The 24,766-nt window shown below is 45.3% G+C and carries 22 protein-coding genes; 8 read left to right on the forward strand and 14 right to left on the reverse strand.

What is annotated here, in order from left to right; genetic code table 11:
• Nucleotides 1-89: 89 nt before the first annotated feature.
• A complete protein-coding gene (locus W234_RS0105095; RefSeq protein ID WP_025645371.1) occupies nucleotides 90-689 on the reverse strand; it encodes a YigZ family protein in 600 nt (199 codons plus the stop codon).
• Nucleotides 690-780: 91 nt separating this feature from the next.
• On the opposite strand from W234_RS0105095, the gene W234_RS0105100 reads away from it, so the two are divergent.
• Nucleotides 781-1,485 (forward strand): pseudouridine synthase, encoded by a 705-nt coding sequence (locus W234_RS0105100; protein ID WP_025645373.1) that lies wholly within the window; start codon nucleotides 781-783, stop codon nucleotides 1,483-1,485.
• A gap of 261 nt (nucleotides 1,486-1,746) precedes the next feature.
• A complete protein-coding gene (locus tag W234_RS0105105; RefSeq protein ID WP_227501920.1) occupies nucleotides 1,747-2,808 on the forward strand; it encodes a disulfide isomerase DsbC N-terminal domain-containing protein in 1,062 nt (353 codons plus the stop codon).
• A 145-nt stretch (nucleotides 2,809-2,953) separates the two neighbouring features.
• Here the strand turns inward: W234_RS0105105 and W234_RS0105110 are convergent, their stop codons facing one another.
• Nucleotides 2,954-3,610: a DUF2939 domain-containing protein gene (locus W234_RS0105110; protein ID WP_025645376.1), complete on the reverse strand. Its 657-nt coding sequence runs from the start codon at nucleotides 3,608-3,610 to the stop codon at nucleotides 2,954-2,956.
• A gap of 529 nt (nucleotides 3,611-4,139) precedes the next feature.
• On the opposite strand from W234_RS0105110, the gene dnaJ reads away from it, so the two are divergent.
• From dnaJ to W234_RS0105125, 3 genes are all read left to right on the forward strand, one after another.
• A complete protein-coding gene (dnaJ, locus tag W234_RS0105115) occupies nucleotides 4,140-5,270 on the forward strand; it encodes a molecular chaperone DnaJ (protein WP_025645377.1) in 1,131 nt (376 codons plus the stop codon).
• Nucleotides 5,271-5,455: 185 nt separating this feature from the next.
• Nucleotides 5,456-6,286, forward strand: a complete 831-nt coding sequence (gene dapB, locus W234_RS0105120; RefSeq protein WP_025645379.1) for a 4-hydroxy-tetrahydrodipicolinate reductase — start codon at nucleotides 5,456-5,458, stop codon at nucleotides 6,284-6,286.
• A gap of 55 nt (nucleotides 6,287-6,341) precedes the next feature.
• Nucleotides 6,342-7,202 carry a hypothetical protein gene (locus tag W234_RS0105125; RefSeq protein WP_025645381.1) on the forward strand — a complete coding sequence of 287 codons (861 nt, stop codon included), beginning with the start codon at nucleotides 6,342-6,344 and terminating at the stop codon, nucleotides 7,200-7,202.
• Nucleotides 7,203-7,431: 229 nt separating this feature from the next.
• Here the strand turns inward: W234_RS0105125 and W234_RS0105130 are convergent, their stop codons facing one another.
• The 8 genes from W234_RS0105130 to erpA all read right to left on the reverse strand — a co-directional run bounded on the left by W234_RS0105130 (nucleotide 7,432) and on the right by erpA (nucleotide 15,966).
• The gene (locus W234_RS0105130; protein WP_025645383.1) at nucleotides 7,432-8,607 is read right to left on the reverse strand and encodes a type III PLP-dependent enzyme; all 1,176 of its coding nucleotides are present in this window, start codon (nucleotides 8,605-8,607) and stop codon (nucleotides 7,432-7,434) included.
• Nucleotides 8,608-8,722: 115 nt separating this feature from the next.
• On the reverse strand, nucleotides 8,723-9,274 hold the full coding sequence (gene def, locus W234_RS0105135; RefSeq protein WP_025645385.1) for a peptide deformylase: 552 nt from the start codon (nucleotides 9,272-9,274) through the stop codon (nucleotides 8,723-8,725).
• A 206-nt stretch (nucleotides 9,275-9,480) separates the two neighbouring features.
• Nucleotides 9,481-9,735 (reverse strand): GlsB/YeaQ/YmgE family stress response membrane protein, encoded by a 255-nt coding sequence (locus tag W234_RS0105140; RefSeq protein WP_025645387.1) that lies wholly within the window; start codon nucleotides 9,733-9,735, stop codon nucleotides 9,481-9,483.
• 218 nt (nucleotides 9,736-9,953) lie between these two features.
• Nucleotides 9,954-11,474 (reverse strand): UDP-N-acetylmuramate:L-alanyl-gamma-D-glutamyl-meso-diaminopimelate ligase, encoded by a 1,521-nt coding sequence (gene mpl / locus W234_RS0105145; RefSeq protein ID WP_025645390.1) that lies wholly within the window; start codon nucleotides 11,472-11,474, stop codon nucleotides 9,954-9,956.
• A 474-nt stretch (nucleotides 11,475-11,948) separates the two neighbouring features.
• Nucleotides 11,949-12,575, reverse strand: coding sequence for a copper resistance protein NlpE N-terminal domain-containing protein (locus tag W234_RS0105150; protein ID WP_198013341.1), 627 nt, complete (start codon nucleotides 12,573-12,575; stop codon nucleotides 11,949-11,951).
• Nucleotides 12,576-13,108: 533 nt separating this feature from the next.
• The gene (locus tag W234_RS0105155) at nucleotides 13,109-13,621 is read right to left on the reverse strand and encodes a disulfide bond formation protein B (protein ID WP_025645394.1); all 513 of its coding nucleotides are present in this window, start codon (nucleotides 13,619-13,621) and stop codon (nucleotides 13,109-13,111) included.
• Between the two features lie 96 nt (nucleotides 13,622-13,717).
• Nucleotides 13,718-15,292 carry a glutamate--cysteine ligase gene (gene gshA, locus W234_RS0105160; protein WP_025645396.1) on the reverse strand — a complete coding sequence of 525 codons (1,575 nt, stop codon included), beginning with the start codon at nucleotides 15,290-15,292 and terminating at the stop codon, nucleotides 13,718-13,720.
• A gap of 350 nt (nucleotides 15,293-15,642) precedes the next feature.
• Entirely contained in the window at nucleotides 15,643-15,966 is a 324-nt protein-coding gene (gene erpA, locus W234_RS0105165; RefSeq protein WP_037059055.1) for an iron-sulfur cluster insertion protein ErpA, read from the reverse strand.
• Nucleotides 15,967-16,411: 445 nt separating this feature from the next.
• On the opposite strand from erpA, the gene W234_RS0105170 reads away from it, so the two are divergent.
• A complete protein-coding gene (locus tag W234_RS0105170; RefSeq protein WP_025645400.1) occupies nucleotides 16,412-18,472 on the forward strand; it encodes an ATP-binding cassette domain-containing protein in 2,061 nt (686 codons plus the stop codon).
• Nucleotides 18,473-18,590: 118 nt separating this feature from the next.
• On the opposite strand, the gene W234_RS0105175 is transcribed toward W234_RS0105170, so the two are convergent.
• The gene (locus W234_RS0105175; protein WP_025645402.1) at nucleotides 18,591-18,953 is read right to left on the reverse strand and encodes a septal ring lytic transglycosylase RlpA family protein; all 363 of its coding nucleotides are present in this window, start codon (nucleotides 18,951-18,953) and stop codon (nucleotides 18,591-18,593) included.
• Between the two features lie 391 nt (nucleotides 18,954-19,344).
• Between W234_RS0105175 and W234_RS0105180 the strand changes: the two genes are divergently transcribed.
• Both W234_RS0105180 and W234_RS0105185 read left to right on the forward strand, forming a co-directional pair.
• Nucleotides 19,345-20,361 (forward strand): DnaJ C-terminal domain-containing protein, encoded by a 1,017-nt coding sequence (locus tag W234_RS0105180; RefSeq protein ID WP_025645404.1) that lies wholly within the window; start codon nucleotides 19,345-19,347, stop codon nucleotides 20,359-20,361.
• Nucleotides 20,362-20,434: 73 nt separating this feature from the next.
• Complete coding sequence (locus tag W234_RS0105185; RefSeq protein ID WP_025645407.1) at nucleotides 20,435-20,758, forward strand: chaperone modulator CbpM; 324 nt, start codon at nucleotides 20,435-20,437, stop codon at nucleotides 20,756-20,758.
• Between the two features lie 115 nt (nucleotides 20,759-20,873).
• On the opposite strand, the gene sstT is transcribed toward W234_RS0105185, so the two are convergent.
• The 3 genes from sstT to W234_RS0105205 form a co-directional block, all read right to left on the reverse strand.
• Complete coding sequence (sstT, locus tag W234_RS0105190; protein WP_025645409.1) at nucleotides 20,874-22,076, reverse strand: serine/threonine transporter SstT; 1,203 nt, start codon at nucleotides 22,074-22,076, stop codon at nucleotides 20,874-20,876.
• Between the two features lie 216 nt (nucleotides 22,077-22,292).
• Nucleotides 22,293-22,769: a DNA polymerase III subunit chi gene (locus tag W234_RS0105200; RefSeq protein ID WP_025645411.1), complete on the reverse strand. Its 477-nt coding sequence runs from the start codon at nucleotides 22,767-22,769 to the stop codon at nucleotides 22,293-22,295.
• A gap of 45 nt (nucleotides 22,770-22,814) precedes the next feature.
• The gene (locus W234_RS0105205) at nucleotides 22,815-24,443 is read right to left on the reverse strand and encodes a leucyl aminopeptidase (protein WP_025645415.1); all 1,629 of its coding nucleotides are present in this window, start codon (nucleotides 24,441-24,443) and stop codon (nucleotides 22,815-22,817) included.
• Nucleotides 24,444-24,766: the final 323 nt, after the last annotated feature.

A 24,766-nucleotide genomic window follows, 5' to 3' on the forward strand; every position in this document is an offset into this window, starting at 1 on the left:
CAAGCTTCCAATAGATTTCGGTGAACGGCTCAGTGAACAGATGATTACTGTATTATTTAATTAAGCTCAGTTTACTTCTTTAGAACATACTAATCTGTGGGCTCTATCACTTTACCTGCCATCGCTAGTTCAGTTTTTAAGGTCTCAATATCAACCTCAGCAATAGTGACAGTTAAGGTGACTTGTTTGCTATAGGCGACATCTTCGATAGTGCCCTCTAAGCTCTCAACCACATAACGACACTGAGCTTCAGTCGCAAAGTCCGCTAGTATTTGCACTTGCGTCATCGGCACGTAAGGTTGCAATATCATCTGATCGACTGCTGCTTGTGCAGAGCTTGCATAGGCACGAGTGAGACCGCCTGCGCCAAGCTTAATACCACCAAAGTAGCGTACCACGATAATGATAATATTGCCGATAGATTTATGCTGCAGCACGCCTAGTATTGGTCGCCCTGCGGTACCACTCGGTTCGCCATCATCATCGAAACCTGCGCTGGTAGTATTATCAGGGTCGCCAATGATATAGGCCCAGCACCAATGCCGAGCATCAAGGTACTTTTCTCGTAGTTGTTCCACATGAAACATCGCTTGCTCACGTGAATTTACAGGATAGGCATAAGCAATAAACTCGGATTTTTTAATCTCAAGCCGTGCGGTCACGGGGTTTTTTAAGGTTTGATAGCTCATATTGCATCGATGGTACACTTAGGGTTAGATGGGATATGTTAAACTGACACCACTATAACAAAACCCTATATGACTAAAGGTAGTAAAAAGTATGCGTCTCGATAAATTTATCAGTAAAGCCACTGAGCTGTCACGCAAAGAGTCCAAAAAAATCCTCCACGCCTCTGAGGTCACCGTCAATGATGAGGTGGTCAAAGACCCTGGCCTACATGTCGATATTATCAATGATGAAGTGCTGTGGGCAGGCGAGCCGCTCTCGGTGGCGACGGGTAATCGTTATATCTTGCTGCATAAGCCTGAAGGTTTTGAGTGTACGTTAAAGGCCAAAGAGTATCCTATCGTCACCGAATTGATTGCCGTACCAGAGCTAGGCAGTTTACGTATCGCAGGTCGCTTGGATGTCGATACCACAGGCGCACTGCTGCTTAGTGATGATGGCGGCTGGCTACACCGCGTCACAAGTCCCAAGCACGAGCACGCCAAAGTCTATGAGCTAACGCTTGCTGATCCTATGAATGAGGAGGAGCAAGCCCGCGCAATCAAAAAGGTGGGCGAAGGTATCTTGTTAGAGGGCGACTATGAGCCGACCAAACCGGCTACCCTTGAGTTTATCGATGAGACCCATGCGCGTCTAACCTTGGAGCAAGGCAAATATCATCAGGTCAAACGTATGATGGGCTACTTCGGTAATAAAGTCGTCGAGCTGCATCGCGCTAGCATTGGCCATATTACTTTAGACGGGTTAGAGCGTGGCGATAGTCGCTTTTTAACGCCCGAGGAAGTAGAGAAATTTTAGGGATATTTATAAGTATATTTTTAGATTTACGGTAGGGTGCGCCTCGCGCACCTGACGTCTAAGTTGAGCTTTATAACTTGTTTTATCGGCCTCTATTGCGCCTCCCTCAAGCTCAAGTAGCGATTTGCAAAAGTAACTGGCAAACCCTCCGAAAATTTAGCTAATGTGCTAAAGTCCTGATATCTTTTCACTCTACTTTTTTAGATAGTGTTTTAAGACGAAATGCTGATTGCTATTGGTATATAAACGCTACTTGCTAGGATGACTGCTGTGAAACCACCTCTACTTAAACCTATTAGTTTTATTAGTGCGCTGCTATTAACGGCGACGGCTTGCGCCCAGCCTGCGACTTCAACCGATGAGAATATTAAGATGACGCAAAGTGCGGCAGCGGACAAAGTCAGTGCTGACACTGATAGCCATCTGCGCCAAGTATTGACCGAGGTTGGTATCAAAGCGCAAATCTTATCTATCGAACCCTCTAATTTGCCTAATATGTATCAGGTCAATCTAGCAGGACAGCCGCCACTCCATATCACCACTGATGGCAAATATGTCATCCAAGGCGAGCTACAAAAAAATCCAAGCCCACGTAAAGTGAAGCAAACCCCAACGCGAGCCACTAGTGCGCAAGCAGGCGAATATGTCAGCGCGGCGGTGAAATCATCGTTACTAGAGAATATGAGTGCGCTGAAAAACATGAGCGCTAAAACGCCGTTTTTTTATACCGCAGTGCCGGGCGTGATTTGGGGCGCAACATTAGAAGGCGTGCCGTTTTTACTCTCAGATGATGCGCAATACATTACTGATGGCGAGATATCGGTGATAGAGAATGGTCAATTCACAGGACTTGATGAGACTTTTGAAGCGAATAAAAACAAATCTGTCTTTGCCTCACTAGATGAGTCGCAGCTGATTACTTATCCGGCAACGACTACCGAGCGCGCCGTTATTTATGTTGCAACTGATGTGAATTGCCCGTACTGCCGAATGCTACATAAGCAAATGGCAGATCTCAATGCCAAAGGCGTCACCGTCAAGACTATCGGTTATCCTATATATGAAGCGTCACCTGCGCAGATGCGCGGGATCTGGTGTCAAGCGGATGAGGGCAGTCGCCGTAACGCTCTAGACAAGGCAATGCTACAAGGCCAGATGACGCCAGCGCCTGCCAGTTGTAACACGGATTACGTGACACCTAATCGTGAAAGGGCGGCAGGACTTGCAGTGATAGCGACGCCAGCGATATATCGTGAGGATGGCGTTTTATATCAAGCGAGCTTTGAGAGTCCTGAATTCTTAGAGTTTTTGGGCGTTCAGTAGTTAGCTCATTCACAGCTATTTTAAAATCTAAAACCCCATAGCAAAAGCGCGCTATAACTTGATAGTTTATAGCGCGCTTTTTGTGCGAATTGGTTTTAGAACTTAAATAGCACTTATGCCTTTAAAGTTCATAGAGAATCTTGATTTAAGGCAATACCACATCGATGATTTGCCAGTCAATAAAGCCCTGACGTTGCATCTCAACAGTGATGGGATAGCCTTTGACTTGCCCGCTAATGGTAAAGCAATTGATACCGCAATAGCTCAGACTAGGTTCGCTATCTTCTCCTTGCGCCGCTTGCTCCTCAAGCTCGCTGGCTTGTTTTTGCATGACCAGCTGTATTTGGTTTTTGACTACTGCATTGATATCACCGCGCTGAATGATGAGATCTTGAATGAGGTTTTTGAGATCGACTTGATTACTAGCGATGGCCCAAGCCGCAGCCAGCTCTTTGGTCGCGGTATTGGCTTGACCTTGGGTATTAATTAGGGTTTTGACATTGTCAGGGGTAACCGCGCCTGCCACTGCTTGACTGATAAAACTATCAGCCGCTTGCTCTAAGGGCGCGCCGCCAAGCTCAGCGACTAGTGGATACTTGCTCATGGTCAGCGCAAATTTATCCGTCAGCTGTCTATAGACGCTAGGACGGACTTGCTCGTAATCGATGGCTGCTGCGATAGTCGCGCCATCTTTAGCATCATAAGCGTTCTTTAGTTGATAAGCGCTGTAATAGGGCGAGCCGGCATAGACCACGACTGCCATAACGATGATCAATAAGATAAAGGCCGTTAGTTTTTTCATAATCAATGCTCTCTTACACCGAATTTCAAGTATGAACGCCTGCTTATAGGGCGCTAAATATTAGCACGACTTTAGCGCTTGATGTTATGAAAAACTAAATAATAATCAAGCTAAGAGGATATATAGTCGTTTCACTCTAAAAATGACATAGCGCTGCTGGGATGAATTTTATGCAGCATCGAAGGAACGCAGCACGCAAGTAAAATTTATACCAGTAGCGCACTTAATCTCATAACAATTTTACTTTAAACTGACTATAGGTACGATTATCTGCAGAATAAAACTACGCAGATAATAATTTCACAATTATTAAGCTTGATAAATCGCTGAGGCACCTCCATTAACAGGCCAAACTTTTATATCTTTATACCTTTATTTATTAATTGATTTGGTTAGCGCAGTACGTTGCTGATTTTACCGATACGCTATGATATTGATTTTGTGTTTCACATGAAACACTTTTGATGATTGAGGCGTAGTAGACGTAAGATTATTAGCAAGCATCACTGTGATGACGATAGGAGAGCTCATGAGTAAGCGCGATTTTTATGAAGTGTTAGGGGTCAGCAAAACGGCTGATAGCAAAGAGATAAAAAGAGCCTACCGCAAGCTGGCAATGAAATACCATCCCGATCGCAACTCTGATGACCCTGATGCCGAAGAAAAATTCAAAGAAGCGTCGATGGCTTATGAGGTGCTTAGTGACGAAGATAAGCGCTCAGCCTACGACCGTATGGGTCACGCTGCCTTTGAGAGCGGCATGGGAGGCGGTGGCGGCTTCGGCGGCGGCGGTAACTTCCAAGACATCTTTGGTGATATCTTTGGCAACTTCGGTGATATCTTCGGTCAAGCTCGCGGCGGTGGTAGTCGTACGCGCCGCGGCTCTGATCTTCGTTATGTCATCGAGCTAACGCTTGAGGAAGCGGTGCGCGGTTGCCAAAAAGAGATCAGCTTCACCGCGCCTGCGCCTTGTGATACTTGCGATGGTAAAGGGGCGAAAGACGCCTCTGATATCGTCACGTGCCAGACTTGTCATGGGCAAGGCCAAGTGCGTATGCAGCAAGGCTTCTTTGCTGTGCAGCAAGCGTGTCCGCAGTGCGGCGGTAGCGGTAAGCAAATCAAGAACCCATGCCCAGACTGTCATGGTAATGGCGTCCAAGAAAAATCTCGCACGCTTGAGGTTTCTATCCCAGCCGGCGTCGATGATGGCGACCGCGTGCGTCTAGCAGGTGAAGGCGAAGCGGGCGGCGCAGGTGTACAGAACGGCGATTTATATGTTGAAGTACGCGTGAAACCGCATGAGGTCTTTACTCGTCAAGGCGCAGATCTGTATATGGATGTGCCAGTGAGCATCACCGATGCCGCTTTAGGTAAAGAGGTCGAGATCCCAACTTTAGATGGCAAAGTCAAAATCAAAGTCGCCGAAGGCACGCAAAGCGGTAAGCTGCTGCGAGTACGCGGTAAAGGTGTGACGCCAGTGCGTACGACGATGAAAGGCGATCTGATTTGCCGCGTCATTATCGAAACGCCAGTCAATCTCACTCGCGAACAAAAAGATCTGTTACGCGAGTTTCAAGATACCTTGGACGGTGATAGCAAGCATCAACAATCGCCGCACAAAAAATCTTTCTTTAAAAAGATTGGCGAACTATTCGACTAAGCGTTAACTTTTGAGCTTTTTGACGTTATCAACAGGCCTAATAGTTTCATGTGAAACTATTAGGCTTTTTTATGTTTGCCTGTTAGTCGCAGCAAAAACAATTCATGCTATGATAATTAACATAACGCGTGCTAACAAGGCACTGCTAACCTATAAATATAGACCATGAGCTTTAGGACAAAAGTATGAGTAAGACACAAGCAAAAGAGATGATAAATATTGGCGTTATCGGAGCCGGCGGCCGTATGGGCCGTATGCTGATTGAGGCGGTACAGGACAATCCGCAAACGTCTCTCAGCGCTGCTATCGAGCGTGAAGGCTCAAGTCTGATTGGCACTGACGCTGGTGAGGTCGCCGCTATCGAGCGCTTAAATATCAAAATCGTCGATGATTTAGTCTCAGTGATCGATGATATCGATGTGCTCATTGACTTTAGCTTGCCGGATGCCACTGAGCAAAACATGCAGACTTGCGCTGAGCATAAAGTCGCGATGGTCATCGGTACAACAGGCTTCAATGAACAGCAGGAGCAAGTGCTCACCGAGGCCAGCAAACACATTCCTATCGTCTATGCGGGCAACTATTCAACTGGGGTCAACCTATCGCTCAAGCTACTAGGTATGGCTGCTAAAGCCTTTGGCAATGAGGCTGACGTTGAGGTCATCGAAGCGCATCATAAACACAAGATTGACGCGCCATCAGGCACTGCTTACATGATGGCCCAAGCCGTCGCTGAAGCTCGAGGGCAAAACCTAAAAGAGGTTGCAGTCTATGGCCGTGAAGGACAAACAGGCGCGCGCGAAGCAGGTAGCATAGGCATTCATGCGATACGCGGCGGCGAAATCATTGGCGATCACACTGTCATGTTTATCGCTGATGGCGAAGTGGTCGAGATTACTCACAGAGCACGTGCGCGCATGACCTTTGCAGCAGGGGCGGTACGCGCTACCACTTGGGTCATTCAGCAAAAAGCAGGGCAGTATAATATGCAAGATGTACTTGGGTTAAATGAGTAAGGCTGAATGAGTAGAGTTGGATAAGCGAGTTTTAAATAATTAGGATAGCTATAAGATGAACCGCTCACTGATGACGCTTTTGTTTTTAAGTGTAGGTACTAGCTTTGTTGTACCTGCGCAAGCCGCCTCTGCTCACAAAAGCGCCCAAACCTATGTCATCGATACTTACGGCGGTGATGCTCTACTGCCAGCCGTACGCCAACAGCTAAACAGTAGCCGTGACGGCGGCACAGTAAGTAGTTATCAAGATAAGCTTGTGCTACAAACCAGCGCGGCGAATTACAAGGCGGTGCAACAGCTCCTTGCGCAAATAGACACTCAGCCGCAGCCGCTGCTAGTCGCAGTACGAGTAGGCAGTAGTGGTAATATACAAAGTAATATCCGCCAAGGCCAAGTGATTATCAGCAAGCGTGGTATTCAAGGGACAGGTATAGTGAACCAAAGCGATAGTCAGCAGCAGAGCAATAGCTTATATCAAGTGCAAACGCTCTCAGGTAGCGCTGCCAGCATTAGCACCAATACGCTATATTCCTTAACGCAAAACTATCAGGCGACGGCTTATCGAAATAATCGCTATCCGTCTTATCATAGTCAGTCAGCTCAGATTATTATTCAGCAGCAAGTGTTATTGCCGAAAACGAGAGGCATTGCCGTCACCCCAAGACTACTGCCCAATGGACAAGTGGAAGTGCAGTTGTCGCAAGCAGAAGAGAAGCTACTCACTAGCCATTCTCGATATTACCAAAAAAACGCTATTGAAACACAAAGGCTAAATAGCACAGTTATCGTACCGCGCGGGCAATGGGTCACTATCGGACAAGTTATACAAAGCGCTCAAAATCAAAGCTCAGGCTTTGCTGGCAATCGTCGTAGTATGACTAGCACCAGTGCCCCGATTCAGCTATTGGTTCAGTAGTTGAGTTCTCCAGAACTAAGATGTTGTAGGATGCGCCATGCACACCATTAACTTAAATATGATGATTAAACATTCTAATCAAAAGTTATCTTAGTAAGTTAACGAGTAATTGCCTTGTTTTAACGACTTTCAGGTACGCGGGGCGCACCCTACGCCAAATATAAGTCATAAAAAAAGCGCAATACTTTAAATTTCAGTATTACGCTTTTTTTATGTAACTAACCAAGTATTAATCAAGATAAACCACTTCTAATGGCGGAAAGCCATTGAACTCGACAGACGAATAAGAGTTGGTATAAGCCCCCGTCGCGAGCCAATAAATTTTATCGCCAATCTCCAGCTCTTGGGGTAGCTGATAGTCGGTCTCTTCATACATGATATCAGCAGAGTCACAAGTCGGCCCTGCTAAAACCACTGTACCTGACGTGGTCGATGTTGCCATTTTTGGAGTATAAACGGGATATTTAATCGCTTCACCTAACGTTTCAATTAACCCTTGGAACAGCCCCACATCAGTATAAACCCAGCGCGTCTCCTCCTCATGCGATTTGCGAGAAATCAGCACCACTTCACTGACTAAGACCCCAGAGCTTGCCACCAGCGAGCGGCCGGGCTCCAGGATAATCTCTGGCATGTCGTCTATACCGTAGCTATCGACTAAGTATTGTTTTACCGATCCGGCGTAGTCTTGTATGGTATTGATTTGGTTGAGATACCGAGCAGGGAAGCCGCCGCCGAGGTTAATCATTTGTAGCTTAATGCCTTGCTCACTCATAAGCTTATCAAAGATATCTTTGACCATGACTAGGGCATCGTGCCAGACGGTCACTGATTTTTGCTGACTGCCCACGTGGAACGAAACTCCATAAGGCACTAAGCCAAGCTCTTTAGCTTGGATGAGCAGATCAACGGCCATATCAGGATGGCAACCAAACTTGCGCGATAATGGCCATTCAGCAGTGTCTGAGCCTTCTACCAAAATACGTACAAACACCTTTGAGCCAGGAGCCTGCTCAGCGATATTTTTGAGATCTGCTTCTGAGTCGGTTGCATACAGATCGATACCTTTATCAAAAGCGTATTTTACATGCTTTGCTTTTTTGATGGTATTGCCATAAGAGATACGCGAGGGCGCCACACCGCAGTCGAGCACCCGATCCAGCTCATAGATGGACGCGCAGTCAAAGTTTGAACCTAGCTCTGCTAATAGCTCAATCACTTGCACCGCAGGGCTAGCTTTCATTGCATAATGGACTTTTGCTTCGGGAAACAGGCCAATCATTTCATTGAATTTCAGTTTGATACGATTCAGATCAACGATCAAAAAAGGCGTGTCGCGACCCTCAGCGGCTTTGGTAAATTTGCCCCAAGCAGCAGGGTCAAAATATTGGTCAATTTTGATCATAGTCATAGCAATAAGCCTTTAGTAAAGATAAAAAAGAGGAAAGGGGTTTTTAGAAAGGAGGCATAAAAATGCATGTCAACATGAAGGTTTTGACATGCACTCAAAGGTTCGCTATTTAGACATTTGTAGCTTCAGGCTGTTTTGCGGCTTGTTGGCTTTGCTTTTCGCGTATCTTAAGCACTTTTTTGACTTTATCGCGGGCGCGAGTTTGTTTTAGGCGTGATAGATAATCGACAAAGATAACCCCATTGAGATGATCCATTTCGTGCTGAATACAAACAGCGAGTAAGCCTTCTGCTATCTCGTCAATAGCCTCACCATCAGCGTCTAAAGCTTCGATACGCACTTTACTTGGGCGCTCAACTTTATCATAGACATCAGGAACCGACAGACAGCCTTCTTCATAAGGCTGCTTTTCTTCGACTAGTGGCGTCACTTTAGGATTGATAAAGACCATGGGAGTATCTCTGTTTTCAGATAAGTCCATCACGATCAGTTGAATATGGCGATCCACTTGCGAGGCGGCAAGACCGATACCATCAGCGGCATACATAGTTTCAATCATGTCACTGATTAATGTTTTTATCTCAGCATCGACCTCTTTTACAGGGGCGGCGATAGTGCGCAAGCGCGGATCAGGGTAACTTAAAATAGGGAGTACTGCCATAGTGGCTTACCTCAGTCATGCAAATAGAATTGGCGTTATTATAAGGTAAATGGGGGCAAAAGTAACGATTATCAACAACTTGAGGTCGATTTCGTATTAGTAGATTTATGGGCAGTAACTAAAGCCTTCATAAAAAAAGACCTTATAATAATAAGGTCTTTTCAAATCGAGAGTGTAGCTAAACACTTGTTATAAAAGTGCTTATATTATACGCGGCGTTTATTGACAATCATCTCATACAAGAAGAGTAAGATAATAGCGCCAATCACTGAGAATATCAGACCGATAAAGCCGCCATCAGCATCGATACCGATTAGACCGGCAATAAAGCCACCAAGCATTGCACCTACAATACCGAGTACAATAGTCATAATCCAGCCCATCGCATCGTTACCTGGCTTAATAGCGCGCGCTAATAGACCTGCGACTAAACCAACAATGATCATCCATATAAAACCCATTATTATTCTCCTAATTGATTGAATGAATACATTGTAATCACTCCTTCGCCAGAAGAGTAAGCACGAAATGTTAGTAGTGTAGGGGCTGTGTGATAAAAGGTCCTGATTTGCTATCATTTGAATTGAATGCGTAAAGGGCTTGTAAAAACGATAAAAAAAGCGCCACTCACAATTTGAGGACGCTACATAGACTATGGCATGAGCTAAGAGTAAGGTTATTAGCGCTGAGTCGTTGCCAATGCTGCTAATAGGCGTTGGTGAATACCTTCAAAACCGCCGTTGGACATGATGATAATAGCATCACCCGCTCTAGCATGAGTAGTGAGATGCTCGATTATAGCGTCGGTACTACCAAGCACTTGCTGATTGCTTAAGTTGCTATTATGCTGCTGCGCTTGCGCTATGACGTCTTTGAGGCCCCACTCAAGGCCTGTAGGCTCGTACCAAAGTGTCTGATCGGCAAGCGCGGCCGAAGACGCTAGGCTGTCTTGATGAATACCCATCTTCATCGTGTTGCTGCGCGGTTCGATAACGGCCCAAACCTTTTGATTAGCCATTTTCTTTTTGGCACCATCCAACGTGGTGGTAATCGCGGTCGGATGATGAGCGAAATCATCAAAGACTAAGATATCCCCCACCTCACCGATCAGCTCCATACGCCGTTTGATACCGGCAAACTCAGATAGTGCGGCGCAGGCAGTTGCGATATCGACGCCAATATCATAAGCCGCTGCGATAGCGACTAGCGCATTATTGACATTATGCAAGCCGTTCATCGCCCAATCGACTACGGCCGTATTAATACTAGCCGCTTCATTACCAGCTATATTTTTAGCGCGTTTATCGCCATGAAAGCTCACTTCAAACTGGCTACCATCAGCACTGATAAGTCGGGCTTGCCATTCGCTCTTAGCTGCCGCGGTTTGAGCTTGCGCCGGATTCTTATCAGTATTATCGACAATAGAGGTGCGCCAAACGGGCGTCCAAACGCCTTTAGCTAAGGTATCTTCGAGGCTTGGCGTATTGACTGGCATAATAATTTGTCCGCTGCTCGGGATCATACGCAGCATATGATGAAACTGCGTCTGAATCGCTCCTAGATCAGCAAAAATATCAGCGTGATCAAACTCCAAATTATTCAAAATAGCGGTACGCGGGCGATAATGTACGAACTTTGAGCGCTTATCAAAAAACGCTGAATCATATTCGTCGGCTTCAATAACAAAGTAACCTAAATCCGAGGTATTTGTAAAATCAGCGCCTAAGTAGCTACTATGAGCGAAGACTTGTTGTAGACGCTTATCATCAGTATCGACTAACGGCACGCCGCCAATCAAAAACCCGCTATCAATCCCAGCATATTGTAATATCCAAGCGAGCATCGTCGTCGTTGTGGTCTTACCATGCGTGCCCGCCACTGCTATCACATGGCGCGATTGTAGTACTTGCTCCGATAAGAACTGCGGCCCTGAGGTATAGCGCAGTCCTTGATTGAGCATATACTCGACCACATCCATCCCGCGCTTCATCGCATTACCGACAACGACCAACTCAGGCGCAGGCTGTAGATGCTCGATATGATAGCCTTCCATAATCGTCACGCCAGCCTCTTGTAACTGAGTGGACATCGGCGGATAGACATTGGCATCTGAGCCCGTCACTTCATGCCCAAGCTCGCGGGCCAATAAGGCTAGTGAGCCCATAAAAGTGCCACAAATACCAAGAATATGAATATGCATAGACGTTTCGCACCGAATGATAAAAAGAGAAGAGTAAGTCGTGATATTTAGGACATTATTGTAAAGTAAAGCCTACGGTATAACCAATAAAATGCGTAAAAAAACGCCTAAAAAAACGCCTAGTCTATAGGCGTTAACATTATCTAAAGTTTACCGATTATTAGGGCGTGTTGAACATTCGACCATGGCACTGACAGAGACTATTTTTTAGGCGATTTGCAGATAAAAATGGTAAGTTTAGTCGTTCTAAGCGTCTATTTTTATCAATAAAGCGGCAAAAAATAGTCCTGTCCCTGTTGTTGTAGTTAGGGCTGATGCTAAAATCGCCCTAGTCGTTGCGAAAATCTAGCCAATGCAATAAGCATTATCTGCAATTTTCACTTAGACTAGAACTATTTTAGCTATCAGCAGTGCGCATTTGTGAATGTTCAACACGCCCTATTATGAACCAAAAAATATATACAAAGACTTATATTACTGGCGCGATAACGTGTAGTCATCGTCAGCGATGTTGTTATCATCTAGTAATACTAAATGGTTATTTTGAATAATATAGCTCTCTATACGTTGATCATCGTAAACAATCGTGATCTTGTCATCATCTTGACGATAAATACCGTTTTCAATTAACGAGTCGGTCGGCTCTTTTGGATTATCATAAATACTGGTTTTTACCACAGAGCCATCAGCAAATAAGTTTAGCAACACCTCTGTGCTGCTACAAAAAGAGCAGGGCATTACTCCCTTATAATCACCGATTAAAGTAGCCTGCATTTGACTGTCGTTTGTTGTAGTAGCATCCGAAGATGAGCGATCTACGGAGGATTTTCTATCCGATTTAGCCGTACTAATCAGCGACTCATCCTCTTCGCTACTAGTCCCATCGCTATTTGAGTTGGGGTCTATGGTCTCCTGCTCTGCAGCAATAGCATCGCTCTGCTTACTTGCAATCATCATTCTTTTATCAGTGCTAGGAGTCGAGGAGTGGCTATCACAGCCCGCAAGTAAAGCACAAATAGACAAAGGTAATAAGAGTTTCAAAGTCGAGCGAGAGCCACAATGAGCAGTCGTTGTGGCAAATTTAGAAAAAGAATATATCATGATCTTACCAACAGCAAACAGATGAGGATTAAGTGCAAGCTGACAACTAAGGTTAGCTCTACTTACAAAAGCTAGTATTAATGTCATTTAAGATGACAAGAGTGGCAAAGTAACCATACCTGCTTCTGATGTACTCACAGGACTGGTGTGCAGAGCCTTATTGCCACATTTTGTATATCTTTTGAAGATAAACGATTATTTATTCACCATCAACGGAAAAATATTATCGTAAGATAACAAACTGGAATGACCAAAATGTGTGGTTTTTGTTATAAAAGGAGGAGATTTGTATTTTAGGATTTGCCTCTCAGTGACAGACTTTTGATAAAAAAGTTACTGATACAGAGGACATTAATACGTAAAAGATAGAGTTAAGCGGTGATGCTGCAGCGAGACTGCGGGAGTACTAACTGCTAACTGCAGAAGTAGAAGACACTAAGCGAGGTTGCTATTTAGGAATAAGTTAGTTTAGGCATAAGTTAGTGCCGATTAGCCCGAGTGGGCACTATCAGCACTGATAGCACTGACAGCCTTTAAGTTTTTGAACGCAATATATTCATCAGTATGAGCAAGTGAACGATAATAAGAAAGCTAAAAAATATCAAAGATTGCTCTGGGATACTTAAACCCAAAAATGTCCAGTCAATAGTAGCGCACTCTCCAGAACCTGCGAACACTTGTTTTAGTACTTGCTGCATCGGTAGCGTATCAAGCCAATAGTCTAGGCCAGGGCCACAAGCAGGCACTTGATCAGCTGGCAGATGCTGGAGCCAGACATGACGAGCAGCAACGCCCGTCGCCCAGCCAATACCGACTAAGCTACCTAACCACAGACCAAACCTGATAAGTTTCGATTTTGGATTAAAAATAGCCGCTACGAGCGCAAAGCCGCCCATCACCATCAAACCGATACGCTGAAAGATACATAAAGGACAGGGAGAAAGCCCCATAGACTGCTGCAAAAAAAACAAGGCATAGCCCATGCCGATAGCGCTCATAATTACCAAAAACACTTGCATACTGCGATAAGAGGGTAGGCTTTGCATCAAATAAGTACTCTTAAAATAGGGGCTGGAGCTATGATTAGTAGCTAATTATGGCTGATTTCAGTTAAATGACTCATCCGCTAAGGCCATCTAGGCTTAACGGTACTGCTCAATGAAGTCCATAAAGTCTTCGGTGTCATTGGCTTCGATCTCGCTTTGTTGCAACAGCGACTTTTCAGCCAATACTTCATATTTTGCCTGCATATTAGGGCTTAAAGTATGCTGAAGGATAGCATCGCGATGCTGCTGCGCTAAGGTAAAGCCTAACTTCCACATACTGCCTAAGCGCATACTATCGGCATTAACTTGTGCTGAGATGGTCGACTCTGAATTACTCGCTTTACCTTGCATCAAAGCTACTGCTACGCGGTAATCATTACCGCCATGATGGGCGTCAAGTAATGCGGCTAGCGGTTGCATACTTGATAAATGTGCCAGCATCCAGCTTTGTAGCGACTGCTCTTCGCCATTATTTAGAATATGTAGATTATCCGAGCGGCCTTCGTTAACTACGCGCTCTAGATTAATCGCCAGCTCCTCTTCTTCTGCCGGCAACAAATCTGGCGACTCATTGAGTAAGCAGTACAGCGCCATAACCTCTAAGAAGCAAGCGCTTGAGAGGCGAATACCTACATCGCTATAAGGATCTAAGTCGATGGCACGAAATTCCACATAAGCGATACCGCGACGCTCTAGCGCTTCTGTCGGCGTCTCACCACGCGCGGCAATTTGTTTGGGGCGAATAGGACTGTAGTATTCGTTCTCTATTTGCAATATATGATCATTGATCTGGATAGGGTTACCCGCTTCATCATTTAGCCCAAGTGCCTTAAAGCTCTCATGCGGCGTTTGAATCGCGCGGCGTAGGCCTGCGACATACTCAGTGAGATCGTTATAGCGGATATCCAAATGTTCTTGAACGCTATTGGTATAGCCAAGCTTCCCCATACGTAGGCTCGTGGCAGCTGGTCTATAATAGGTTGACTCGTTCATCAGCTCCAAGTCATGCTCGCGGCCTGAGATGAAGCAAGGACAGACGCTAGGGCTAGCGCCTAGCAGATATAGAACTAAGCTTGTTAAGCGCTTAAAGTTACGGATGAGGCCTAAATACTTCTCGTTTTTGAACTCGGTCAGCGTCTGCGTCTGCGCGTCTGCAAGCTGCTTTTGCCACTGTATAAATAAACCATCGCCAAAAGATAGGTTATAATGCAGCCCCGCAATCGTCTGCATACGGCGACCATAACGAATACCAAGTCCACTACGATAAAGCGTTTTGAGCTTACCGGTATTGGAGCTACCATAATCAGCCAGTGGAATATCGGCATCATCTGCTGAGAGCATACAAGGCATAGACAACGGCCACATCAGCTCACCCTCTGGCAACGCCTGATAGACTAAGACATGCAGCTGACGCAGCATAGCCAAAGTATCTTTTGGCGTCGCTCTTGGGTCAGTGATAAGCTCAAGTAGACTCTCAGAGTAGTCCGTAGTGATGAACGGGTGGGTCAATTTTGAACCAAGCTTTGAAGGGTGCGGCGTTTGTGCCAAAAACCCATCTGATCTAACGCGCAGACCTTCTTTTTCGATACCGCGCAGCATGCCCATCAATAATTGGCTATCAAACCAACTTGGTATTTCAAAATCCACAAAGCTACTTGCAAAATTACTCATAATAGTCATCTATTGTTATTCATTATGGTAGAGCAACCCTTTACTAAGATTGGTTCAAATAGGGTTTGCTCAAATAAAACCGGCGCAAAACTGCAGCCAATTTGGCACTGTCGTTGCTATAAACCGTCGTCGCTATCAATTATATCAAAAGAGCGCTCCGTTTAGTTCAAAAGAGCGCTCCGTTTAGTTCAAAGTCAGTTTAGCCCAAAGATAATGCAAAAACCACGCACAATTACAATTTCAGTAACCTTCAGCGGTGAAAAAATCAGTTGGCTTAGCCAAAAAAGCACCTATAAAAAATAGATGCTTTAATAAAAACGTTTGATAAGCGGGCAGTGAAAAAAGCATTGTTAGATAGAAAACGAAGAGCCGCAGCCACAAGACGTGGTTGCATTGGGGTTATCTACGATAAAGCGCGCGCCCTCTAGCCCTTCAGTATAGTCAACGGTAGAGCCTTGTAAGTACTGATAACTGAGCGAATCGATCACCAAAGTGACATCACCATTATCAAAATTGGCATCGTCTTCATTCATATCACTGTCGAATCTAAAGCCGTAAGAAAAACCAGAACAGCCGCCGCCTGTCACATAAACGCGCAGCATAAGCTCCTTATCGCCTTCTTCTTCGCGTAGACGGCGCACTTTTTGGGCCGCGCTATCGGTTAGACTTAGCATAGTAGGATCGACCGGCTGACTAGCGCTTGGATCATATTGAGTAGTAGTTTGGGTCATAATCACCTCATTAGCGAATGCTTAACTGCTTGATGTCAGTAGTGTTTTGGCAGTATACCATAATTGGGGCTAGGCTTAACTTATCAAGAGTGATAAGCGTGTTTGATAAAACAGATAGACGATATTGAAATAAGTCTGACACCCCTCAATAAATGACTTAAAAATGAAACAGTTATTTATAAATAATGGTTTAATCGTTTGCCTATCCGCCAGTCGTTTGAAATAATAGCCACCAATTATGGCTGGCTTTGGCCTGTTTTTCTGTAAATTTTCATCATTGCCTCTTATAACTATTGACCTGCTAGCGACCGACTTAATCAGCTATTGATCGAATAATTGAGCGAATAAGTGCCGTGGTCGCTATAACTCCTGTGAGATAAAACCCCTTATGATCGAATTTAAAGACGTTAGTGTTCGCCGTGATGGTCGAGTGCTTTTCTCGGACGCCAGTTTCCAGTTGCACCCCAATCACAAAATAGGGCTGACGGGTAACAACGGCACCGGTAAATCAACGCTATTTGCCTTACTGTTGACACAAATGGGCGTAGGCGATACTGAAGTGACGCTCGATAAAGGCGAGGTGAGCATTCCTGAGAGCTGGCAGGTCGCACACATGGCGCAGGAAGTGGGGGCAAGTAGTCAAACGGCCATTGATTATGTCCTAAGCGGTGATGAGCAGTGGTATCAGCTCAATGAGGCGTTGAGTGATTTGAGCAATGTTAGCGATGAGCAGATTGGTATCTTGCATCAGCAGTTCGACGAGATAGATGGCTATCGTACGCCCACCAAAGCGGCGCAAATTATGGCGGGTCTTGGTTTTAAAGCCAGCCAACATGAGCAGCCGGTAGAGGGCTTTTCAGGGGGCTGGCGCATGCGTCTAAACCTCGCCAAAACCTTGATGAGCCGTGCCGATCTGATGCTGCTCGATGAGCCGACCAACCACTTAGACTTAGATGCTATTTTATGGCTTGAGACTTGGATCAATCAGTTCACAGGTTTAGTCATCGTCATCTCGCATGATCAGACTTTTTTGGATGCCACTGTCGATCATATTCTGCATGTCGAACAGCAAAAAATCACTCTCTACACCGGTAATTATCAGCAGTTTGTGCGCACCCGTCACGAGCGTATGGCGCAGCAGCAGCAAGCTTATGAGAAGCAGCAAGCAACCCGTGCGCACTTAGATGACTTTATCCGCCGTTTCCGTGCTAAAGCCAGCAAGGCTAAGCAAGCCCAAAGCCGTATCAAGCAGCTTGAGCGCATGGCGGAGCTGTCACCGATGATGGCGGATAACCCCTTTTCATTTAAGTTCTATGAGCCGGCGCACATGAGCACGCCGCTGATTGAGATGACCAAAGCTGACATCGGTTATAGTGATATCCCGCTGCTACATAATGCTAACGTACAAGTCACCCCAGATACGCGCCTCGGCTTACTCGGTATGAATGGCGCAGGTAAGTCGACTTTGATTAAAGCGTTGGTTGGTGAGTTAAAGGTACTCTCAGGCACATACCAAGTCTCTGATACTCTCAAGCTTGGCTACTTTAATCAGCATCAAATGGACGCTTTAGACGCCGCCGCCACACCGATGCAGATGCTACGTCGCCTCGCGGGCAAGACCTCTGATGCAACATTGCGCTCGTTTTTGGGCAGTTTTGATTTTCGTGGCGAGCGTATCGATACCCCAAGCGAGCTGTTCTCAGGGGGCGAGCGCGCACGCCTGACCTTGGCATTAATCGTTTGGCAGCGTCCTAACGTGCTCGTGCTCGATGAGCCGACTAACCACTTAGACTTACAAATGCGTCAAGCTTTGACTTTAGCGCTACAAGGGTTTCAAGGCGCGGTCGTGCTCGTCTCGCATGATCGCGAACTGATTGCTAACGTCTGTGATGAGCTCTATCTCGTCCATGACGGCCGGATCGACGAGTTCGCAGGCGATATTAGTGATTACGGAAAGTGGCTAGCGGAGAAGCGCAAACAAGAGAACGCGCAGGATAAAAATAGCAATAAACAAGCTAAAGACAAAAAGGCGCAAATGACTTTGGTTTCACGTGAAACGCACAATGCTGCTAAAAATAAAGAGGTTAAGCATAGTGAGTCAGTACAGGCTACAGCGACAACTAAAGCTGAGAGTCAGACGTCCAAAAACCCTGCTAGTACTTTGAGTAAAGAAGAGCAGCGTAAGTTGGCGGCTGAGCAGCGCAAACTGACCGCGCCTATACGCCGAGAAATCGAAAATACCGAAAAGGCATTGGCGAAGCTAGATGAGCAGCTAGCAAGCTTGGAGACTGAGCTTGCCGATACTGAGCTTTATGAAGCGCACCGCAAAGCCGACTTGATAGCGCTGCTTAACAAGCAAGCTTCGCTACAGCAGCAACATAACGATAAAGAGGAGAGCTTATTAGTAGCGATGACAAGTTTAGAAGAGATGGAGGCTAAGTTTAATTAAAATACCTGCTCAAAACTTTGAGCGAACACAAAAAAGGAGAGCTAATGCTCTCCTTTTTTTATACGATTGGGGTTTTTATATGATTGGGTCTTAAGACTTAAAACATTCGCGCGACAGGTTACTGTCTACGATATTTACCATCACCGTAAGAGAGTACTTTCATAGTCGTCGTACAAAGTTGGCAGTTTATCTTACCAGCAGCGCCTTTAGATAAATCTAAGATACGGCCGGGTGTAAAAGGACCTCTATCCGTGATTTTAACTATCACACTCTGCTTCGTCTTTTGGTTAGTTACCTTAACTTTAGTGCCGAACGGTAAGGTTTTATGTGCGGCGGTCATGGCATTCATATTGAAAATACTACCACTAGCGGTACGCTTACCGTGGAATTTACTACCATAATAGCTAGTATTACCAGCAAAAACGGTGGTACTCAGCGCTAATGACAACATGATAACTAAAGACTTGATTAAATAAGACATTTAACACCTATACGTAATTTATAAAATAGACAGATTCTCTTGCCTATATTATTTTCACTCCCTATGAGTGTAAACATTGCAGTATTTTACAGGATAAAGCTTGCTATATCCTTACAGATGTGTAAAAAATAAGACAAGTCAAATTGCAGTTAGCTTATAAGCTATTGATTCATAACCAAAGTTAATATCTTAAAGATTTCTATACAATGTAACTGGCAAACTTAAATCTACCCTGAAAATCTGTGTCGAGGCTGTTGATTACAAAGCCCCAAAAAGGTCGTAGCCATTGAGTAAAATTGATATTGTAGAAAAAAGTCTTATTATAGAAACAGATGATTCTAACTTTATAGCGTTTAATAAAATTTTCTCAATAAAATGATAAGGAAAAATAATGGCAGAAAAAAACTACTATGACATTTTAGGGGTAAAAAAAGACGCCTCAGACGCCGATATTAAGAAAAAGTATCGCAAACTAGTCCGTCAATATCACCCTGATGTCAGTGACGATCCAGATGCAGATAATAAAATCGCTGAGATTAATAACGCTTACGAGACACTTAGGGATAAAGATAAGCGTAGCGAATATGACGCTATGCTAGACAATCCTTTTGCGGGCCAAGCTGGTGCTGGTGGCTTTGGCGGATTTGGCGGTCAGTCGGCAGGCGCGCAAGGCGGCTTTCGCTGGGAAGATATCAAAGATCAGTTCGGTGACGGTGAAGCCTTTGGCGGTGGCGGTTTTCGTTTCGATGATATTTTCTCAGCTTTTGGGCGCGGTGCTCGCGGCTCTGCGGGCCAGTCGGCTGGTGGACCAAGTGGTTTTGATCAGTTCGGTGGTGGTTTTGGCCAAGATAGCAAAGGCCAAGATCAGCATGCTGAGATCAGTGTCGATCTCGCTTCGGTCTATAGCGGCGACGACTATAGTATTAAGTTAAATGTCCCTGTCCGTCAGCCTAATGGTAGTGTGGGTTATGAGAATAAAACCCTGAAGATTAAAATTCCTAAAGGCATCACTGATGGCAAGCAAATCCGCCTAGCAGGGCAAGGCGCTGCCGGTATCGGAGGTGGAAAAAACGGAGATCTATTCCTTAAAGTCACCATCACTGCTGCCGATAATATTCGCTTGGAAGGCGCTAATGTTTACCAAACGGTGAATATCACTCCGTGGGAGGCGGCGTTGGGCGAAAAAATCAATGTCACGACTCCTGCAGGTAAGCTCGGCGTCACTATTCCGAGTAATAGCAAATCAGGAAGTAATCTGCGTTTGAAGGGCAAGGGTATCCCTGCAAAACAAGCGGGAGACTTATACTTGACCCTAAATATCGTCAATCCAGAAGTCACCACGGACGAAGCTAAGCAAGCTTATGAGCAGCTAAAACAAGCCTTTGCTCATACTAGCATCAGTCGCTAGTGAGCAAAATGGTCATAAGAGAGCTAAAGTTAGACAGATGATGAGAGATATAGCATAAACGAGGATAATAATGATGAAACACTCGCCTGAATTAACCGACATAGTTATGAGTTTTGATGAATTAGTGTCTGCTTGTGGTCAAGAGCCGCAGTGGGTTATCGCCTTAATAGAAGAAAATATCATTGAGTATGATGTGCCTGAGAGTCAGCAGTTCACTGGCTATCAGCTGACCACCGTGCGCCGTGCCTCACGTCTTAGTCGTGATTTTGAAGCGAGCGTACCGGCTATTGGTTTGATACTTGAGCTGTTAGATGAAGTGGAGCAGCTGCGTCAGTTTAAACGCCAGCTGGAGATGCAGACGCCTGTGATTGAGGTCGAAGTAGATCACTTAAAGTAAGCTATTGAAAGCTTAAACCTGACTTGCATACAAGTTTCAAAGTATAAAAAGGGCACCTGAGTGCCCTTTTTTTTGTCCTTGAGTTTTGATTAAAACGTCGTTAAAGCTTAATACGCTAACGGGCGTATTTGGGATCAGCAGCAGCGGTGAATAGTATATCGGTTGACGAGTTAAGCGCTGTCTCCGCAGAGTCTTGAATGACGCCAATAATAAAGCCAACGGCCACCACTTGCATCGCAATATCGTTAGGAATGCTAAATAGACTTGCGGCCAATGGAATGAGCAGTAATGAGCCGCCAGGTACGCCCGACGCGCCGCCAGCACTGACTGTCGCCACTAAGCTTAGCAATAAAGCGGAGGCAAAGCTGACCTCAATACCCAAAGTGTGCGCAGCAGCTAAGGTGAGCACATTAATGGTAATCGCCGCACCGGCCATGTTAATAGTAGCACCGAGCGGAATGGTGACTGAATAAGTATCTTCGTGCAGACCAAGCTTGTGAGCAAGGTTCATATTCACAGGAATATTAGCCGCTGATGAGCGGGTAAAAAAGGCGGTAATACCAGACTCACGCAGGCAAGTCAGTACTAGCGGATAAGGGTTTTTGCCGGTTTTGACTAATACAATTAAAGGGTTAGCAACTAGAGCGATAAACAGCATACAGCCAACCAATACCATCAAAATATTGGCATAGCCTTTTAGCGCCTCAAAGCCTGTTTCAGCGACAGTATTGGCGACCAACCCTAAGATACCAAAAGGTGCGAGGGCAATGACCCATTTGACCACTTGTGATATCGCATCAGCAAAGTCGCTCACGACACCGCGCGTAGTATCACCAGCTTGACGCAGCGCAAAACCGATAATAATCGCCCATGCTAAGATACCGATATAGTTGGCATTCGCTACAGCGTTGACAGGATTGGCCACTAGGCTCATGAGCAAGTTGGTTAGCACCTCTTTTAGATTGGCAGGCGGTACTTGCTCGATATTGGCATTGACTAGGACCATCTCAATCGGGAACAAGAAGCTGGCACCAACGGCAGTCAATGCGGCCAAAAAAGTGCCAAACATATACATAATAAGGACAGGTTTGACGTAGACCTCATCACCACTGCGCTGCTTACTGATAGCGGCTAATACTAATACAAACACGAGTATAGGTGCTACGGCTTTGAGCGCGCCGACAAATAAAGTTCCTAATATTCCTAAAGCTATACCAGCGCTAGGGGCCAGCCAGCCAATCAGCACACCCAGCACCAGACCGACGATAATAAGCGGCACTAACCCTATCCGTTGATACATTGCTATCAATGAACGCATCTTTATCCCTCTAATAAACGATAATCAAAAAATACAAAGCCTATAATAATCGAAAGATAGTAGCATTTTTTGTGATATTCACCTAATGCTCTGCGACCTCGAGAGCGCAATAGCTAAGATGATAATCAACTATATAGATGTTTTAGATGCGCTCGAAGTAGAGCGACTAATGACAGAGAGGGTTTTATTTGTGAAGATTAGCGGCTGTTAAAGCTTTTATACTTTAAAATGAGTGAGCTCATAATCAAGCTGTTGGTAGTGTTTATATTTATAACGGCCTTGGGCGACGCTAGCATCATCGGGTAGGATAATCTCTAGCAGACGGCTAGGCAGCGCGTTGCTCGTTGACGAGATATAATCATTGATGGGGCGGGGAGTGGTATTGATGACGATACCGCTAAAGTCTGACGGCAGCTGTGATGCTAAGAGCACAGGCGCTGCAGAATTGTTATCAGTACTCGCCGTCGCCTCACTATTGCTAGCGCTTAAGCGCTGATGCGGAATAAAGCTTGCCGCATCATTGGCCCATAACGCTTCATCAAGCTCGCTCAGCAGTTGTTCATTATCCGACAGAATAACCAGCGACTGTGTGCTCTTATTTAAGGCAGTTTGAGTGAGCTGACAAATAAAGCCCAAGAAATCTTGGGCTTTACTCGCGCTTAAGACATAAAAACTAACGGTTAGTTTTGACATGTTTGGTACTTAAGCCTTATGAAGTGTCTGATCATACAGCACTGTTTATGCCATATCGACGCTGTTTTTGAGATATTGCATAAATAGAGGGACTGGGCGACCGGTAGCGGCTTTTTCTTTACCAGAGTTCCATGCGGTACCAGCAATGTCCAAATGTGCCCAGGCTTGGCCTTCTTCTACGAAGCGCGATAAGAAACAAGCAGCAGTGACGGCGCCAGCACCTTTACCACCGATATTTTGCATGTCGGCGATAGGTGAGTCAAGCAATGACTGATACTCATCATCTAACGGCATGTGCCAGATAAGATCGCCTGATTGAGCGCTAGCATTCTCAAGCTCGAACAGTACGTCTTCATCATTACTAAACACCGCTGAGCGCACGTGACCTAAAGCGACGACGCAAGCGCCAGTCAAAGTGGCCACATCGATGATCGCTTTTGGATTATAGCGCTGGATATAGCATAGAGTATCAGCTAGCACCAAGCGGCCTTCAGCATCAGTATTTAAGATCTCAACTGACTTGCCATTCATGGCTTTGACGATATCACCAGGACGCGTGGCTTCCCCTGACGGCATATTTTCAGCACAAGCGAGCGCGCCGACGACGTTAATAGGCAGACGCGCTTCACATAGCGCTTGGATAGTACCCAAGACTGACGCTGAGCCGCCCATATCAAATTTCATCTCATCCATCGCCGCGCCTGGCTTGATAGAGATACCGCCGGAGTCAAAGGTGACGCCCTTACCGACTAATACAATAGGGGCATCACTGTTGCTGCCTTTTTTCGTATTGGCTTTTAAAGGCAGCTTATCTGCAATCGCTTTTAGACCAGCTTTGGCAGCGCTGCTAGCGTTATCGCGATAACTGGCTGAATGGTTAGCGGTAAATTTCGACTTACCTTGATATTCCATAATCACCAACTTGCCCTCGCGGACTGAGCCTCTAGAGACCGCTAAGAAGCACTCCATACCGAGCGCTGACATCTCTTCTTCACCTAATACAGTGACTTTTAGGATATCAGAGTATTTTTTGCCCAGCTCCTGCGCTTGCTCTGCCATATAAGCTGGGAAGCAGATGTTACCTGGCTCATTAGCGACATCGCGAGTCAAGCTTTGACCGACAAACACTGACTGCGCGAAGTCTAAAGCGGACTGCAAGCTATTATCAGCGAGCAAGTAGATATCAGTTAATACCGGAGCGGTTTGCTCTGATTTGTATTTATCAAAGCGATAAGTCGCTGCTAGCAGGTTCAGAGCAAATTGGCTAAACTCGTTTTCTTGTAGAGCATCGCCGAGCGCGATAGTTAAGGAGGCGACGCGTTTTTGCGTTGATTGATAAATGGTCTTAGCGATTTTTTGTAGTGCGCTGTGGTTGAGCTTATCTATGGCGCCTACGCCAACGATTAATAATTGTAGCGGATTGGCTTTAGTGGTTTTTTTATCACCAGCTAAGGCATAGTCAGCGACCGTTTCGCAGGCTTTGCCACTGAAATGTGAGACTGCCATCAACTGCTCAATACGCTCTTGATACTCTGTCAATGAGTCGCTTGCCAAGATGTTTTTGTTATTATCGACTAAGACCACTAAACAGCTCGAGTCTTTGTCTTTGGCTTCTTTTTTTAGTATTTTTTGGGTATGCGTTTTTGGCAGTTGTGCGGTTAGCTTAATATTCATATAGTTTTGTCCTTATTAGAGTTATGAAAAACAAGAATGCTGAGCAAAGAAGGTCGTGAACCTACTACAGCTTATATGACAGTCTAACATATTGATGACAGCGCGACTGTTCCGTAAGGGTTAGATAATGTTATTTGTGACTGTTTAGATAGAAAGCGTATCGTACTTTTACACACTTTTCACCGTCATTTTTTATAAAAACATGCTAGCATTAGCAGTTACGTTTGACGCTTATACTCGCTTTGCCATATTTACCAAAAACTATAAAAAAGCCAAAAGATCGCTTATGAGCTTGCACGATACGGATGTATAACCACTTATCC

Origin of the sequence: Psychrobacter sp. TB15, assembly GCF_000511655.1 — a bacterium.
Taxonomy (GTDB): Bacteria; Pseudomonadota; Gammaproteobacteria; order Pseudomonadales; family Moraxellaceae; genus Psychrobacter; species Psychrobacter submarinus.

Excerpts from the sequence above, each read along its gene's own strand:
- dnaJ (WP_025645377.1), top strand. The coding sequence starts at position 4,140 with ATGAGTAAGCGCGATTTTTATGAAGTGTTAGGGGTCAGCAAAACGGCT.
- W234_RS0105130 (WP_025645383.1), bottom strand. The coding sequence starts at position 8,607 with ATGATCAAAATTGACCAATATTTTGACCCTGCTGCTTGGGGCAAATTT.
- W234_RS0105205 (WP_025645415.1), bottom strand. The coding sequence starts at position 24,443 with ATGAATATTAAGCTAACCGCACAACTGCCAAAAACGCATACCCAAAAA.
- W234_RS0105150 (WP_198013341.1), bottom strand. The coding sequence starts at position 12,575 with ATGATATATTCTTTTTCTAAATTTGCCACAACGACTGCTCATTGTGGC.
- dapB (WP_025645379.1), top strand. The coding sequence starts at position 5,456 with ATGAGTAAGACACAAGCAAAAGAGATGATAAATATTGGCGTTATCGGA.
- W234_RS0105180 (WP_025645404.1), top strand. The coding sequence starts at position 19,345 with ATGGCAGAAAAAAACTACTATGACATTTTAGGGGTAAAAAAAGACGCC.
- gshA (WP_025645396.1), bottom strand. The coding sequence starts at position 15,292 with ATGAGTAATTTTGCAAGTAGCTTTGTGGATTTTGAAATACCAAGTTGG.
- W234_RS0105155 (WP_025645394.1), bottom strand. The coding sequence starts at position 13,621 with ATGCAAAGCCTACCCTCTTATCGCAGTATGCAAGTGTTTTTGGTAATT.
- W234_RS0105105 (WP_227501920.1), top strand. The coding sequence starts at position 1,747 with ATGACTGCTGTGAAACCACCTCTACTTAAACCTATTAGTTTTATTAGT.
- W234_RS0105200 (WP_025645411.1), bottom strand. The coding sequence starts at position 22,769 with ATGTCAAAACTAACCGTTAGTTTTTATGTCTTAAGCGCGAGTAAAGCC.
- W234_RS0105095 (WP_025645371.1), bottom strand. The coding sequence starts at position 689 with ATGAGCTATCAAACCTTAAAAAACCCCGTGACCGCACGGCTTGAGATT.
- W234_RS0105175 (WP_025645402.1), bottom strand. The coding sequence starts at position 18,953 with ATGTCTTATTTAATCAAGTCTTTAGTTATCATGTTGTCATTAGCGCTG.
- W234_RS0105110 (WP_025645376.1), bottom strand. The coding sequence starts at position 3,610 with ATGAAAAAACTAACGGCCTTTATCTTATTGATCATCGTTATGGCAGTC.
- W234_RS0105185 (WP_025645407.1), top strand. The coding sequence starts at position 20,435 with ATGAAACACTCGCCTGAATTAACCGACATAGTTATGAGTTTTGATGAA.
- W234_RS0105125 (WP_025645381.1), top strand. The coding sequence starts at position 6,342 with ATGAACCGCTCACTGATGACGCTTTTGTTTTTAAGTGTAGGTACTAGC.
- W234_RS0105140 (WP_025645387.1), bottom strand. The coding sequence starts at position 9,735 with ATGGGTTTTATATGGATGATCATTGTTGGTTTAGTCGCAGGTCTATTA.
- def (WP_025645385.1), bottom strand. The coding sequence starts at position 9,274 with ATGGCAGTACTCCCTATTTTAAGTTACCCTGATCCGCGCTTGCGCACT.
- erpA (WP_037059055.1), bottom strand. The coding sequence starts at position 15,966 with ATGCTAAGTCTAACCGATAGCGCGGCCCAAAAAGTGCGCCGTCTACGC.
- W234_RS0105100 (WP_025645373.1), top strand. The coding sequence starts at position 781 with ATGCGTCTCGATAAATTTATCAGTAAAGCCACTGAGCTGTCACGCAAA.
- mpl (WP_025645390.1), bottom strand. The coding sequence starts at position 11,474 with ATGCATATTCATATTCTTGGTATTTGTGGCACTTTTATGGGCTCACTA.
- W234_RS0105170 (WP_025645400.1), top strand. The coding sequence starts at position 16,412 with ATGATCGAATTTAAAGACGTTAGTGTTCGCCGTGATGGTCGAGTGCTT.
- sstT (WP_025645409.1), bottom strand. The coding sequence starts at position 22,076 with ATGCGTTCATTGATAGCAATGTATCAACGGATAGGGTTAGTGCCGCTT.